This is a genomic window from Pseudomonas sp. NPDC089554 (genome assembly GCF_050280645.1).
Classification (GTDB): domain Bacteria; phylum Pseudomonadota; class Gammaproteobacteria; order Pseudomonadales; family Pseudomonadaceae; genus Aquipseudomonas.
Genome location: NZ_JBNNVR010000035.1, coordinates 15731 through 28874, shown reverse-complemented (window position 1 = coordinate 28874; position 13144 = coordinate 15731). Strand labels below are relative to the sequence as shown.

The window sequence follows — 13144 nt, the reverse complement described above, 5'->3', positions numbered from 1 at the left end:
GGTAATACTGGTCAACCAGCCGCTCTGGATACCAGGCCGTCCGCAATGAAATTGACCAACGCATTGAGCCGGCGGCTGGTCGCGCCGCCGGCGGGGGTGACCGCGTAGAGGTCGACAGGCGCATCGGTGAAGTCTTGCAGCACCGCCTCAAGACGCTTCGCGTTCAGGTCGGCTTCTATGTCCCAATGGTTCTTGAGAATCACGCCGTGGCCCTCGATGCCCCACTGGCGAATCATGTCCCCGTCACTGACCGAACGATCGCCGCTCACTTTCACGCTGAATTGCTTTTCACCTTCACGAAAAGGCCAGACGGAGATCGGCGCTCCCGGGCGGGCGAGAATGATGCAGTTGTGCGCCGCAAGGTCGCGCGGGTGCTTGGGCTTGCCCGCACGGCGCCAATAGTCGGGCGATGCGCACACCAGCCTTGGTCCCTGGATCAGCAGGCGCGCACGCAGGTTCGAGTCCGGTAGCGGGCCGCTGCGAATCGCCAGGTCGATATGGTTTTCAATGAGGTCGAGCGCGCCGTCGTTCATCAGCAAGGTGATATGTACGCCGGGGTGCTGTTGCTGGAAGGCGTCGAGCAATGGGCGGATATGCACCCGGCCAAAATCGTTGGTGGCGGTTACCCGCAGGGGGCCGGTCAACGGACCGTTGTCGCGCAGGCTGTAGATGGCCGCATCCCATTCCGCGACGATGCGGCGGGCGTCCTGCAGCAGCGTTTCGCCTTCATGGGTGAAGGTCAGCTTGCGCGTGGAGCGAATCAGCAGGCGAGTGGCGAACTCGTCTTCCAATTGGGTGATGGCCAGGGCGACGGTGGAGGTGGCGATGGACCGTGCGCGGGCCACCGCCGAGAAGCTTCCGCTATCGGCCACATCCAGCAAGAGGCGCAGGGTATCGATACGGTCCATGGTCGAATCTCGCAAACATCGCTTATTGGCCGAGCAGACTAGCCTGGCGGCGCCGGAAAAACGAGCGCGCCGCCCACCTCACACGGCGGCCTCCTTGGCTGGCGCTTCCACCTTCTTCGCAGGTTTGAGTCGCGAGACGCCCAGCATCACCAGGGCCAGCCCGGCGAGCTGGTAGGCCGAGATCGCCTCGCTGAGGATCGCCCACGACGCCAGCAAGGTCAGCACCGGCCCCAGGTTGCCCACCGCCGCCGTTTGCGTTGGCCCCAGGCGCTGGATCGCCAATGCGACCCAGTAGATTGGCAACACCGTGGAAAACAGCGCCATCATGCCGGCATAGGTCCAGATCGCCGGCGGCAATTGCCACAACTGCTTGATGTCCGCCACCACCAGGAAATGCCCCAGTACCATCAACGACGAGGCCACGCCGCACAACCCGGCCAGGCGCATGCCGCCCATGCGCTTGAGCATCATGCCGGTGCCGGAATAGAACAGCGCATAGGTGACCGCACTGGCGAACACCCACAGCGAACCGACCAGCACCTGCTGCCCGCCACTGGTATTACCCAGGTCGTGCACGAAGGCGATGCCCAGGCCCAGGTAGCACAAGCCCATGGCCAGCAGTGTGCGTGGGGTGGGGCGTTCGCGCAGGGCGATGGCCTGGAAAATCAGCACCAGGGTCGGGTAGGTGAACAGGATCATCCGCTCAAGGCCCGCACTGATGTACTGCAAGCCGTAGAAGTCGAACAGGCTCGACAGGTAGTAGCCAAGCAGGCCCAGCAGTGCGACGCGCAGCAGGTCCAGTGGCGTCAGCGGCGTGTTGGCCTCGCGGCGGCTGGCCCAGACCAGCCAGGCGAACAGCGGCAGCGACAGGCCCATGCGCATCGCCAGCAGGCTGACGGCGTCCACAGGGCCGGCCGCGTAGGACAGCTTGACGAAGATGGCCTTGAAGCTGAAACCCAAGGCGGCCAGCACGGCATACAGGCTGCCGTTCTGCAATTGGCGGTGGAGGGAGGCGCGCAGGCGGTTCATGGGGAGCCCGTAACAGAATAAGACACGGGTTATTCTGAACAGAACGCGAGCTGCGTTAGAATCGCTTTTTCTCGAACGTGGCGTTCGCTTTTGGAGAAACCCATGCATTTCGACCTTGCCGACCTGCGCCTGATCACCGCCGTTGCCAGCACCGGCAGCCTGAGCAAGGCGGCGGCGAGCTTTCCGGTGGCGGTGTCGGCGGCCAGCACGCGCTTACGCCTGTTCGAGCAGCGCAGTGGCCTGACCCTGTTCATCCGCCGCGCCGATGGCATGCAACTGACCCCTGCCGGGCGCCTGGTGCTGGAGGCGGCGCGCGGCGTGCTGGGCGAGGCACGCAAGCTCGATGACACGCTCAAGGAGTTGGCCGGCCAGCGCCGTATCAACCTGGGGCTGGCAGCGTCCACGGTGACCAATAGCACGCTGCTGCCCACGGTGCTGGGGCCATTCCTGGCGGATTACCCAGAGCTGGACCTGCAACTGGTAGAGCACAAGAGCGTGGACGTGCTGCGGGTGGTGCTGGCTGGGGAGTGCGAGATTGGCGTGTTCGATGGTCACCTGGTCAACGATGGCCTGGTGTCGTTGCCGTTTCGCACCGAACGCCTGGTGTTGTTGGTGGCGGCGGATCACCCACTGGCAGGGCGCGAGGAGCTGCGGCTGATCGATGCCTTGGGGCATGCGTTCGTCTGCCTGCCGGCCGAGCGGGCCATGCAGCGTTTCGTCGAGGAGCTGGCGATGAGTTTGGCGATGCCGATGAAAGTGCGTGTGCGGGCGCCGAGCTTCGAGGCCATCGCGCAGTTGGTGGCGCAGCGCGCGGGTATTGCGGTCATGCCGGAGATTGCGGCGTTGCGTGCCCAGCAGGAATTGGCGGTGAAGCGTGTGGTGTTGGAGGAGCGTTGGGCCAACCTGGAATTGCGCATCTGTTTTCGCAGTTGGGAGGGGTTGAGTTCCCATGGGCGGCAGTTGGTGAGTTTTCTGTCGGGACAGTGAGCGGGCTGGTGTGGTGTCGGTACTGGCCTCTTCGCGCCGAACCGCCGCGAAGAGGCCATGGGGGTCAACGCAAACCGTAGCCTTTATCGACAATCAGCTCCTGCCCATAGATGCCGCTGGCCCGCGGCGACAACAGGAAGGCGATGGCCTCGGCCACCTGCGTGGCACTGAGGAAGCTGCCATCGAGCAGGCGCTGGTTGACGCTATCGGCCACCGCGCGAATCTGCTCGTCCGCCAGCCCAAGGGACGGCCAGATCGGCGTGTCGGTCGGGCCGGGCGAGACGATATTGATGCGCACGCCTTTGGCCGCCCACTCCACCGCCAGGGTGCGGGCGTGGGCGATCAGTGCCGATTTCGAGGCGATGTACGCGGCAAGGCCCGGGAATGTCACCTGGGTCAGGAAAGTGCCGATGAACACCACCGCCGCTTGCTTGCCCAATTGCCCGCTGAGGCTGGCGAAGGTCGCCAGGGCTCCGGCGCCGTTGACCGCCCATTGCCGGGCGAAGGCCTCGCCGTCGAGGCCGTCGGCCAGTTGCGCGATGCCGGCATTGGGCACCAGCAGGTCGATCGGACCGAGGGTGGCAGCGCGGGCGGCGAGGGCATCGAGGTCTGCCTGGCGGGTGACATCACCGGCCTGCCAGTGCAGGCGGTCGCCAAAGCGCGCGCGCAGGTGTTCCGGGGCCTCGGGTCGACGGGCCATGGCCAGTACCGTGGCACCGCGTTCCAGCAAGGTTTCGGTCAAGGCAAGGCCGATGCCGGAGCTGGCACCGGTGACGACGGCAAGGCGTTGGATGAATTCACTCATGGGGCGGCTCTCTGTTGGGATTGTATGAGCAACGGTTTCAGGATGTGTGCCAACTTCGAAAGCCCGAAAAACCTGGGGTTGAGGCCCGCCATGGTCATACTGACCAGGATATTTTGTAGTCGTTATGACATTTTTAGGGGTCTTAATGACTAAATAATGGCCATTGGCCTTGATTTGGCCGACAAACAGTCTGCCGCGAGCCTTCCAGGCCCCTGCGCAAACGCTGCCGAACGCTTACAATCACCTTTTTTTCGCAATGCAGGCCCTTTGCTTTATGGCGCTCGATCCACCCACGATGCTTACCCTCACGGTTGCCTTGGCAGCCGCTGCCTCGCTGTACCTGGCAATCGAGTGGCGTAGCATCCGCGAACCTTCGCTGCTGTTCTGGAGTGCGGGATTCGCCACCATCACCGTGGGCTCGACCCTCGCTTTGCTGCGTATGCATGGCCTGCTGCTGGTAGGTATCTGGTTCGCCAACGGGCTGTTGGTGGTCGCGCATTTCTGCTTCCTGCTAGGGGTGGCGCGCTTTACCGAGACGCGCCTATCGCGCGCCTGGTACCTGATCTTCGTGGCCTGGGCTGGGTTGCTTCTACTGCCTGAAGGCCCGCAATGGTCGAAGATCATGCTGGTGGCCAACTCGCTGGCGGTGGCCGTGTTGTCGCTGCGTGCCAGCTTCCTGCTGCGCCCCCATGGCGACTCGCTGAGCGTGGGCGCCGTGCAGTTGCGCTATGTGATGCTGGTTCATGGCCTGTTCTACCTGGCCAAGATGGTGCCGGCAGTGGTGCCGGGCACCCTGATCGACCTGACCGACTTTCGCGGCGAAATCATCCAGATCTCGCTGGTCGAGGGCGCCATGGCGACCATGCTGATCGCCCTGTCGATGACCGGCTGCGAGCGCTACCGGCGTGAAGAGCGTATTTCCCGGCTGGCGTCCCACGACCCGCTCACCGCCTTGTTCAACCGCCGAGCCCTGGAGCCGCGCGCCTACAGGCTGCTGGAGAATGTTTCACCGGAGCGCCCAGGTGCCGTGCTGCTGATCGATATCGATAACTTCAAGCAGGTCAACGACCTGCACGGCCATGCTGCAGGCGACCGCCTGCTGGTGGCACTGAGCGACATGATCCGCGCCACGTTGCCCGAGGGCGCGCTGGCAGCGCGCCTGGGCGGCGATGAATTCGTCATCCTGCTGGGCGAGGCGTCCAGCGAGCAGGTAGTGGAGCTGGGTGGCACCTTGCGCGACCAGTTCCAGGCCTACACCACACAAGCTTTCCACACCCCCCAGGCGGTAACCCTGAGCATCGGCGCGAGCCTGTTCCAGCAGGCCCCGGCCAGCCTGGCGGCGCTGCTCGAGCAGGGCGATGTGGCGCTGTATGCCTCCAAGCGCGGCGGGCGCAACAGCATTCGCCTGGTCGACCGCACCCTGTAGTCAGGCCAGCACCGCCGACCACGCCGACACCAGCAGCAACCCGGCCAGCAGCTGGTTGAAGCGGCGTACCCGTTGCGGCGATTGCAACCAGCGGGCGCTGCCGACCCCCAGCAGTGCCCAGCCGGTCATGCAGGGCAGGGCGACCACCAGGAACACCAGCGCCAGTTGCCACACCGGCAGGCCGGGCGTGGCGAACACGCCGATCACCGCCACGGCCATCATCCACACCTTGGGGTTGATCAGTTGCAGCGAGGCCGCGCTGAATGCGCCGAAGCGTTGCTCGCCCTCGCCGTGCAGCGGTGCCCCCGCCGCGCGCAGCAGTTGCCAGGCCAGCCAGCTCAACCACAGCACGCCGCCCCAGCTCATCAGCTGCTGCGCCAGGGGGTGGCGCAGCAGCACCTCGGCCAGGCCCAACCCGACCAGCAGCACGATCGCTGCGGCCGCCACGCAGGCCGCCAGGATCGGCGCCACGCTGGCCTGCAGGCCATGGCGCGCGCCGTGGGCGAGGATCAACAGGTTGGTCGGGCCGGGGCTGATGCTGGCGACCAGGGCGAACAGAACGAAGGGCAACAACGAATGCGACATGACTCAGGGCTCCGGGAAATCGAGGCCCCATGCTCGTCGCTGACGAGGGTGTCAGTCTGGAAGGTTTGAGCAGCGCTTGCGGTAGTCCGCCGGGGTCAGCCGGTAGGCGCGGCGGAACCAGCGGCCCAGGTGGCTCTGGTCGGCGAAGCCCAGGCTGCTGGCCACCTCGGCGGGTGTCTGGCCGCGTGCAAGCAGGCGCCGGGCGTGGTTCAGTCGCAGTTGGATCAAGTACGCATGCGGGGCCAGGCCGAATGCGGCCTTGAAGGCGCGGGTGAGGCGAAAGCGATCGACGCCGCAGGCCTTGGCCACGTCGTCCAGGCCGATGTCCTGGCCCAGGTGGGCGTGCAGGTAGTCGCGGGCGCGCTGGGCGGTCAGCGGCAGGCGTGGGTCGGGGTTCAGGCGCTGGCGCCACAGCAGGTGGCGGGTGAGGCAGGCCAGCAGGTCGTCGGTGGCGGTCTGGCGCACGATACGCAGGTCTTGGCCATGCACGGCCTGGAAGGCGCGGGCGGTAGCCAGGGCCAGGGTCTGGTCGGCGATCAGGGTGTCGGCGAAGCCGGGCAGGCACGCACTGGGGGCGTGTTCGAACAATTGGCGCAGCTGGTTTTCCAGCCAGGTCGGTTCCAGGTACAGGGTCGAGTAGGTAAAGCCTTCTGCGGTGGGCGCCTGGCCGTCATGGATATCGCCGGGCTCGAGCAGGAACACCTGGCCCGGCGTGCTTTGGTGGCGGGCACGGCGGCAGTTGAACTGTTGCACGCCTTGCTCGGTGACGCCGACCAGAAAGGCGTCATGCCAGTGCGGGTCGTAGGCATGCCCGACGAAATGCGCGCGCACCGACTCGATGCCGCTGTCGGCGTCTTGCTTGAGGTCGATCCAGTTGCTCATGGGCGCGTTTGCAGGTGGCGAAAAGCCCACCATAACCGAGAAGCAGGGCATGGGTTTAGAACGAATGTGCAGCCTGATCGCCGGTAGCGGGCAACAACTGCTCGAAGCGTTCACGCAGCCACAGGTGCAACCGCGACACTGCCGGCGACAGCTGCTTGCGGTGCGGGCACACCAGCGTCACTGGGCGCAGGTCGCCGGGGAAGTCGGGCAGCAGCAGCTCCAGTTCGCCCGCGGCGACGTTGGCGCTGACATCCAGCCACGACTTGAAGGCGATGCCTTCGCCGGCCAACGCCCAGCGCCGCACTACGTCGGCATCGTCGCAGAACAGCGGGCCGCTGACCTGCACGCTGTGCTCGCCCAGCTGCCAGCGGTCGAAGGCGCGCTCGTTCTGTTGGTACAGCAGGCAGTCGTGCTGGTGCAGGTCGTCCGGGTGCTGTGGGCGGCCGCGTCGCGCCAGGTACGCGGGGGAGGCCACCAGCACGCGGCGGTTACGCGGGGCCAGGGGCAGGGCGATGTAGTTGGCCCGTTCGTCGCCGCCATAGCGGATGGCAACGTCCACCGGGTCGCGGTACAGGTCGGCCATCTGGTCGGAGAGGAAGCAGCGCAGGTTCAGTTGCGGGTGCTGGCGGCGGAACTCCACCAGCCAGGGCATCACCAGGTTGCGCCCCAGGTCCGAAGGGGCAGAAACCTGCAAGATGCCACGCAAGGTGCTTTGGCTGGCATGCAGGCTGTCACGGCCCTGGCGCAGGGTTTCCAGCACGCTGTGGGCGGTGGGCAAGTAGAGCTCACCTTCTGCGGTCAGGCGCAGGCTGCGGGTGGTACGCGCGAACAGGCGTACATCCAGTTCCCGTTCCAGGCGCTTGATTGCAGCGGCCACCTGGCCGGGCAGCAGGCCTGCTTCGTGGGCCGCAGCGGTGAAACTGCCCAGGGCGCTGGAGCGCAGGAACAGTTCAAGATCACTGATACGCAGCATTTTCACTCCAGCAATGAAAGTGTTGCTGCATTGTGCCGGTTTTTCTTATTCACAGGAAAGATAAGATACGCAACCATTACCTTCCCTCTCTACAGGAGCCGTCTCGATGGATACCGTTACCCTGGCCAAGCGCCGCTACACCACCAAAGCCTACGATGCCAGCCGCAAGATCCCCCAGGAAACCATCGATGCGCTGCTCGAGCAGTTGCGCCACAGCCCGTCTTCGGTCAACTCCCAGCCTTGGCACTTCATCGTTGCCCAAAGCGATGAAGGCAAGGCGCGCCTGGCCAAGGCCACCGAGGCCTTTGCCTACAACACCTCGAAGATCCTCAATGCCTCCCACGTGATCGTGTTCGCCACCCGCACCGACATGACCGAGGCGCACCTCGAGGCCGTGCTGGCCCAGGAAGGTGCCGATGGTCGTTTCCGCGACGAGCCGGGCCGCGTCATGCAGGACCAGACGCGCCGTAGCTACGTCAACCTGCACCGCTTCGACCAGAAAGACCTGCAACACTGGATGGAAAAGCAGACCTACCTGGCCCTGGGCACCGCGCTGCTCGGCGCCGTGGCTCATGGCCTGGACGCCACGCCGATCGAAGGTTTCGACGCCAAGGCGCTGGACGCCGAGCTGGGCCTGCGCGAGCAAGGCTTCACCAGCGTGGTGCTGCTGAGCCTGGGCTACCGCAGCCAGGAAGACTTCAACGCCGGCCTGAGCAAGTCGCGCCTGCCGACCGAAGACGTGTTTACCTTCCTGTGATGAACCTGCCGTGGCGCCGCTCAGGGCGCCACGGCAGCCACCGGCTTGGCCGCTTTCTGCACCTGTTCCCACACCCGCAGGAAATTCCCCGCCCACAGCTTGGCAATGTCAGTTTCGCTGTACCCACGGCTGAGCAATTCAGCTGTGACATTGCGGATCTCGCCGACATCTTTCCAGCCTTCCAACCCGCCGCCGTCGTTGAAGTCCGAGCTGATGCCGACGTGGTCGATACCGACCTTGCGCACGGTGTAGTCGATGGCATCGACCAGGTCGGCGAGCCCAGGCTTGGGTTCTTCTTCAAGAATTGCGTACAGCTGCCCTGCGTATTCGCCGAAGCGTGATTCCGGCCAGGCGGCAATGACCGCATCGCCCGGCATCAGCGCATTGGCCAGGCCTTGCAGGGGTTGCAGGCCGAAGCGGGCGCGCAGGGCTTCGAGCTTCTCCAGGGTCGGCTTGCTCAGTGGCTTGAGGTACTGGCCGAAGCCCACCACCTGGATCACACCGCCGCTGTCCTTGATCAGCTTCATTTCCTTGTCGCTGAGGTTGCGCGGAATATCGACCAGCGCCCGTGGCGCCGAGTGCGAGGCGACCATGGGGGTGCGGCTGAGGCGGGCGACGTCTTGCAGGGCCAGGGTCGACATCTGCGACACGTCGATGATTACGCCCAGATCGTTCAGACGCGTCACAGCCTGTTCGCCCAGGGGAGAGAGGCCGTCGAGGGCGTCGGCGGTGTCGTTGAAGAATGGCAGTGGGCGCGACGAATCTGCCCAGTCGTTGTTACCGGTGTAGCTGAAGCCGAACATGCGCATGCCGCGCGCCGTCCAGCGGTCGAGCTGGGACAGGTCGTGGCCCAGCGGGTAGGCGTTGAGCATGCTGATGAAAATGGCGAACTTGCCTTCGCGGTGCAGGCGGCGGAAGTCCTCGGGGGTATAGGCGATGCCGACCTGGTTGGGGAAGTCGCGCACCATGCCCTGGATGATCTGGTAGCGCACCTCTTGCTGGTGCCGGGCCTCGTCGACGAAGCCGGGCGTGGGGCGGTGCGGTGCGTTGGGGCCGTTCCAGATTTCCGGCCAGCCGAAGATGGTCAGTGCTGCGCCCGACAGCCTGCCGCGCCCGGCCTTGGCCAGGTCGAACTGGCCGAAGCCGTCGCGGTCGGCTTCGTTGTCCTGGTTGCCGAAGGTCAAGGGCACGGTAATGTGGCTGTCGAACGACAGCATGTGCTCGTGCAAGCGGTTGGCCTGTTCGACGATCCGTGGCGGGTACCCGCTGTCCTTGCTCCAGTGCAGGTAGGCGGCGCCCGCACCGAGGGCGATCGCCAGGGCCAGGGGCAGGCCGATGTACAGGGCTTTGCGGGAGCGGGTCTTGGTCATTGCCATCTCGTTGCGGGCGGGTAGGGCTCGGGTATCAGGTGGACGAACGAGAGGGTGGGAAATTTACGCGCTGGAAGGGCTCAAGCGTGGCGGGTGCGAGCCGATACAAAGGGCAACAGCATAATTGTCACTGCCGCCAGGAAGCGAACATGTCAGCCATCATGGGTATCAGCATTCAATCGAGCGTCTCGCAACTGTCGACTTTGAAGGTCACGGTGCAGGGTGACGACACCGGGGCACGCGAAAAGGACCCGACCAAGGTCGACTTCTCCGGGGTCACCGGCAGCGGCAACAGCAAAGCCGCCGAGGGCAGCAGCGGTAGCGGCGACAGCGAGCCGGCGCACATCAAGCAATTGCGCGAGATGATCAAGCAGTTGCAGAAACAGTTGGCCGAGGAGCAGAAGCAACTGGGCGAGCTGATGAGGCGCAAAATGGATGAAACCACCAAGCTGAGCCTGGTGAGCGCCAAGCAGGCGAGCATTTCCACCCTCAATGGGCAGATCCAGGTGGCCACCGCGCAGTTGCTCGAGGCCCTGGCCAAGGCCGGCGGCAGCAGCGCCGGCGGTGTGGTCAATACCCAGGCCTGAGGCCTGGGTCAGCGGGGCTGCGGTCAGTCTGCCGCCAGCGCACTTTTCTGGCGTTCGGCCTTGTATTGCAGGGCCGCTGCCGGTGCCGGCTTGGCGCTGCCGGTCTCCAGCCACTGGCGCATGCGGCTGGCATCGGCGAAGTGAGTGTACTTGCCGAACGCATCCAGGATCACCATCGCCACCGGGCGGTTGTCCATCTTCGTCAGCAGCACCAGGCAGTGGCCGGCTTCGTTGGTGAAGCCGGTCTTGGTCAGGGCGATGTCCCAGTTGCTCTTGTTGACCAAGCGGTCGGTGTTGCGAAAGCCCAGGGTGTAGTTGGGCTTGCGAAACGCGACGGTCTTCTCCGAAGTGCTCGACAGCTCGCCCAGTTGCGGGTACTTGCGTGCAGCCATCAGCAGCTTGACCAGGTCATGGGCGTTGGACACGTTCTGGGTCGACAGGCCGGTCGGCTCCACGTAGCGCGTCTGGCTCATGCCCAGGGCGCGGGCCTTGGCGTTCATGGCCTTGATAAAGGCTGGGTAGCCGCCGGGGTAATGGTTGGCCAGGCTGTTGGCGGCGCGGTTCTCCGACGACATCAGGGTAATCAGCAGGGTTTCGCGGCGGTTGAGCTGGCTGCCCAGGCGCACGCGTGAGTACACCCCTTTCATTTCCGGGTTGTTGGCGATGGTCATGGTCAGCATCTCGTCCATCGGCAGCTTGGCGTCGAGTACCACCATGGCGGTCATCAGCTTGGTGACCGAGGCGATTGGGCGTACCCGGTCGGCGTGGTAGGAGTACAGCTCCTGGTTGGTATTCAGGTCGATCAGCAAGGCACTGCCGGACGCCAGGTGCAGCTTGGACGGGTCGCGTTGCGTTTGAGCCGGGGATTGTGCAGCAGCGGTCGACGGAAGGGTAAGGGTGGCGGAGAGCGCCAGCAGCAGGCTGACGATGGGCAGGGAAATTTTCACGTCGAGGCTCACTAAAAGTAGGTATGTCGTTGGCTGTGCAGGGTTTCCCCTGAAAAGCCGCTGCATGATGGAGTATGGCTCGGCGGCTGTCGATTGCTCGTTGCAGCGGCGCATTGAAATGAAAAAACCTTCATGCTGGAACGGTTTTTCGCCGACGGTGTGGCGGGGCGGGCCTGGCACCGGTGGTAGGCCGCTCCCATAAAAAAAAGCCCGCCAGAGGCGGGCATAAAGGGAGAGCGTAAGGAGCAACGCACAACAAGATTCGGGGTTCAGGCGAGCAGGCGGCCTGCCTGCAAGCGCTCGGCCATGGCCTGGGCAGTGGCACGGGAGGCCAGGGGGCCGCTGACCGGTTCACCATTGCTCATCAAGTACCAGCAGGCCAGCAGGCCTTGCTCGCGAAGCGCTGGGGGAACGGCAGTGCCGACGACGGACATGATCTGGATAGTGGCCATGTTGGACCTCCTCTGAAACATGGGCCTACCTTACCCAGTGGCCGGGCGCTGTTGAAATCAACACGCTCAATAGTGGTCATTGGTTTTTTCAACGTGACCTGCAATCACCAGCGCGGCGGGCCGTAGTACACCGGCGGTGGGCCGTAGTAGCGGCGGTACACCGGTGGCGGCGCCGGTACGTAGCGTTCGACCACGTAGGGCTGGTAGTACACCGGCGGCGGAGGGCCGTAATACACCGGCGGCGGTGGGTAGTAGGCCGGTGCACGCTCGACGTACACCGTGCGGTCATGGCCCCCCGAAACCGCCGCGCCGACCACGGCACCGACCACGGCTGCGCCGAGCACCGGGCCCGGGCCCCGCCAACCACCGCCATGGGCGGATGCTTGCCCACTGATGGCCAGTGCGCCGACCAACAGGGCGACTCCAGGAATGAAACGGTTCATGGAAAATGTCCTCACAGGGCTACACCCCGTACATGGGGCTTATCACTATGACCACGAACGCCCGCCGTCCGGCACTGGCGCAAGGTAAAGGTTGTGTAAGGGGCGACTGGCGGTCAGTCTGGTAGGCTGGAAGAATCGATTCAGTCAGTGCGCAAGGAGTTATCGATGAGCATTCCACCGAGCAGGGATACCCTGTTGTGCATTTCCCTGGCCGGGCGACCGGGTACGTTCGGCGTGCGGTTTCACAACCACCTCTACCAGCAGTTGGGGCTGGACTACTACTACAAGGCCATGACCACCCAGGACCTGCCCGCGGCAGTGGCCGGCATCCGTGCGCTGGGCATCCGTGGCTGTGGCGTATCCATGCCTTACAAGGAGGCGTGCCTGGCGCTGGTGGATGAGGTCGACCCCTCTGCGGCGGCCATCGACTCGGTCAATACCCTGGTGAATACCGATGGCCACCTGAAGGCCTACAACACCGACTACCTGGCGGTGCGTCAGCTACTCGAGGAGCACGCGATAGACCCACGTACCGCCTTCGCCCTGCGCGGCAGCGGTGGCATGGCCAAGGCCGTGGCCAGTGCGCTGCGCGATGCGGGGTTCGCCGAGGGGGTCATCGTCGCTCGCAATGAGCAGGCCGGGCGCCAGTTGGCAGATGCCTGTGGCTACCGTTGGCAGGCGCAACTGGACGATATCTGCCCGCCAATGCTGGTGAACGTGACGCCGATCGGCATGGCGGGTGGGTCAGAAGCGGATGAACTGGCATTCCCGGAAACTGCGATCGAGTCGGCCGAGCGGGTGTTCGATGTGGTCGCCATGCCCGCGCAAACGCCATTGATACGCCGCGCTGAAGCGCTGGGCAAACCGGTGATTACCGGGCTCGATGTGATCGCTTTGCAGGCGTTGGAGCAATTCGTGTTGTACACGGGAGTGAGGCCGACGGACCAGCAGGTGGCGGCGGCGGTGGCGTTTGCCCGCCAGGCTTGAGATTGC

The 13144-nt window shown here is 64.8% G+C and carries 15 protein-coding genes; 5 read left to right on the top strand and 10 right to left on the bottom strand.

What is annotated here, in order from left to right; genetic code table 11:
• Window positions 1-11: 11 nt before the first annotated feature.
• Both ACQKPE_RS12820 and ACQKPE_RS12815 read right to left on the bottom strand, forming a co-directional pair.
• Window positions 12-908: a LysR substrate-binding domain-containing protein gene (locus ACQKPE_RS12820; protein ID WP_427666317.1), complete on the bottom strand. Its 897-nt coding sequence runs from the start codon at window positions 906-908 to the stop codon at window positions 12-14.
• A 78-nt stretch (window positions 909-986) separates the two neighbouring features.
• Window positions 987-1937 carry a DMT family transporter gene (locus ACQKPE_RS12815; protein WP_427666316.1) on the bottom strand — a complete coding sequence of 317 codons (951 nt, stop codon included), beginning with the start codon at window positions 1935-1937 and terminating at the stop codon, window positions 987-989.
• A gap of 102 nt (window positions 1938-2039) precedes the next feature.
• Between ACQKPE_RS12815 and ACQKPE_RS12810 the strand changes: the two genes are divergently transcribed.
• Window positions 2040-2924: a LysR substrate-binding domain-containing protein gene (locus tag ACQKPE_RS12810; RefSeq protein ID WP_427666314.1), complete on the top strand. Its 885-nt coding sequence runs from the start codon at window positions 2040-2042 to the stop codon at window positions 2922-2924.
• Between the two features lie 64 nt (window positions 2925-2988).
• On the opposite strand, the gene ACQKPE_RS12805 is transcribed toward ACQKPE_RS12810, so the two are convergent.
• On the bottom strand, window positions 2989-3729 hold the full coding sequence (locus ACQKPE_RS12805) for an SDR family NAD(P)-dependent oxidoreductase (RefSeq protein ID WP_427666312.1): 741 nt from the start codon (window positions 3727-3729) through the stop codon (window positions 2989-2991).
• Between the two features lie 274 nt (window positions 3730-4003).
• Between ACQKPE_RS12805 and ACQKPE_RS12800 the strand changes: the two genes are divergently transcribed.
• A complete protein-coding gene (locus ACQKPE_RS12800) occupies window positions 4004-5155 on the top strand; it encodes a GGDEF domain-containing protein (protein WP_427666310.1) in 1152 nt (383 codons plus the stop codon).
• Here the strand turns inward: ACQKPE_RS12800 and ACQKPE_RS12795 are convergent, their stop codons facing one another.
• From ACQKPE_RS12795 to ACQKPE_RS12785, 3 genes are read right to left on the bottom strand one after another with little or no spacing between them, the layout of a single operon-like run.
• Window positions 5156-5740: a LysE family translocator gene (locus ACQKPE_RS12795; RefSeq protein WP_427666309.1), complete on the bottom strand. Its 585-nt coding sequence runs from the start codon at window positions 5738-5740 to the stop codon at window positions 5156-5158.
• 51 nt (window positions 5741-5791) lie between these two features.
• On the bottom strand, window positions 5792-6622 hold the full coding sequence (locus ACQKPE_RS12790) for an AraC family ligand binding domain-containing protein (RefSeq protein ID WP_427666308.1): 831 nt from the start codon (window positions 6620-6622) through the stop codon (window positions 5792-5794).
• A gap of 55 nt (window positions 6623-6677) precedes the next feature.
• Window positions 6678-7595, bottom strand: coding sequence for a LysR family transcriptional regulator (locus tag ACQKPE_RS12785; protein ID WP_427666307.1), 918 nt, complete (start codon window positions 7593-7595; stop codon window positions 6678-6680).
• A 106-nt stretch (window positions 7596-7701) separates the two neighbouring features.
• Between ACQKPE_RS12785 and nfsB the strand changes: the two genes are divergently transcribed.
• Window positions 7702-8352, top strand: coding sequence for an oxygen-insensitive NAD(P)H nitroreductase (gene nfsB / locus ACQKPE_RS12780; protein WP_427666305.1), 651 nt, complete (start codon window positions 7702-7704; stop codon window positions 8350-8352).
• Between the two features lie 20 nt (window positions 8353-8372).
• On the opposite strand, the gene pvdM is transcribed toward nfsB, so the two are convergent.
• Window positions 8373-9722 carry a pyoverdine-tailoring dipeptidase-like protein PvdM gene (pvdM, locus tag ACQKPE_RS12775; protein ID WP_427666303.1) on the bottom strand — a complete coding sequence of 450 codons (1350 nt, stop codon included), beginning with the start codon at window positions 9720-9722 and terminating at the stop codon, window positions 8373-8375.
• Window positions 9723-9871: 149 nt separating this feature from the next.
• On the opposite strand from pvdM, the gene ACQKPE_RS12770 reads away from it, so the two are divergent.
• Window positions 9872-10309 (top strand): hypothetical protein, encoded by a 438-nt coding sequence (locus ACQKPE_RS12770; protein ID WP_427666302.1) that lies wholly within the window; start codon window positions 9872-9874, stop codon window positions 10307-10309.
• A gap of 23 nt (window positions 10310-10332) precedes the next feature.
• Here ACQKPE_RS12770 and pbpG read toward each other — a convergent pair whose 3' ends face one another.
• The 3 genes from pbpG to ACQKPE_RS12755 form a co-directional block, all read right to left on the bottom strand.
• Entirely contained in the window at window positions 10333-11256 is a 924-nt protein-coding gene (gene pbpG, locus ACQKPE_RS12765; protein ID WP_427666300.1) for a D-alanyl-D-alanine endopeptidase, read from the bottom strand.
• A gap of 269 nt (window positions 11257-11525) precedes the next feature.
• Window positions 11526-11708 carry a hypothetical protein gene (locus ACQKPE_RS12760; RefSeq protein WP_427666298.1) on the bottom strand — a complete coding sequence of 61 codons (183 nt, stop codon included), beginning with the start codon at window positions 11706-11708 and terminating at the stop codon, window positions 11526-11528.
• 104 nt (window positions 11709-11812) lie between these two features.
• Window positions 11813-12151 (bottom strand): hypothetical protein, encoded by a 339-nt coding sequence (locus tag ACQKPE_RS12755; protein ID WP_427666297.1) that lies wholly within the window; start codon window positions 12149-12151, stop codon window positions 11813-11815.
• Window positions 12152-12316: 165 nt separating this feature from the next.
• On the opposite strand from ACQKPE_RS12755, the gene ACQKPE_RS12750 reads away from it, so the two are divergent.
• Window positions 12317-13138, top strand: coding sequence for a shikimate 5-dehydrogenase (locus tag ACQKPE_RS12750; protein WP_427666295.1), 822 nt, complete (start codon window positions 12317-12319; stop codon window positions 13136-13138).
• Window positions 13139-13144 lie beyond the last annotated feature (6 nt).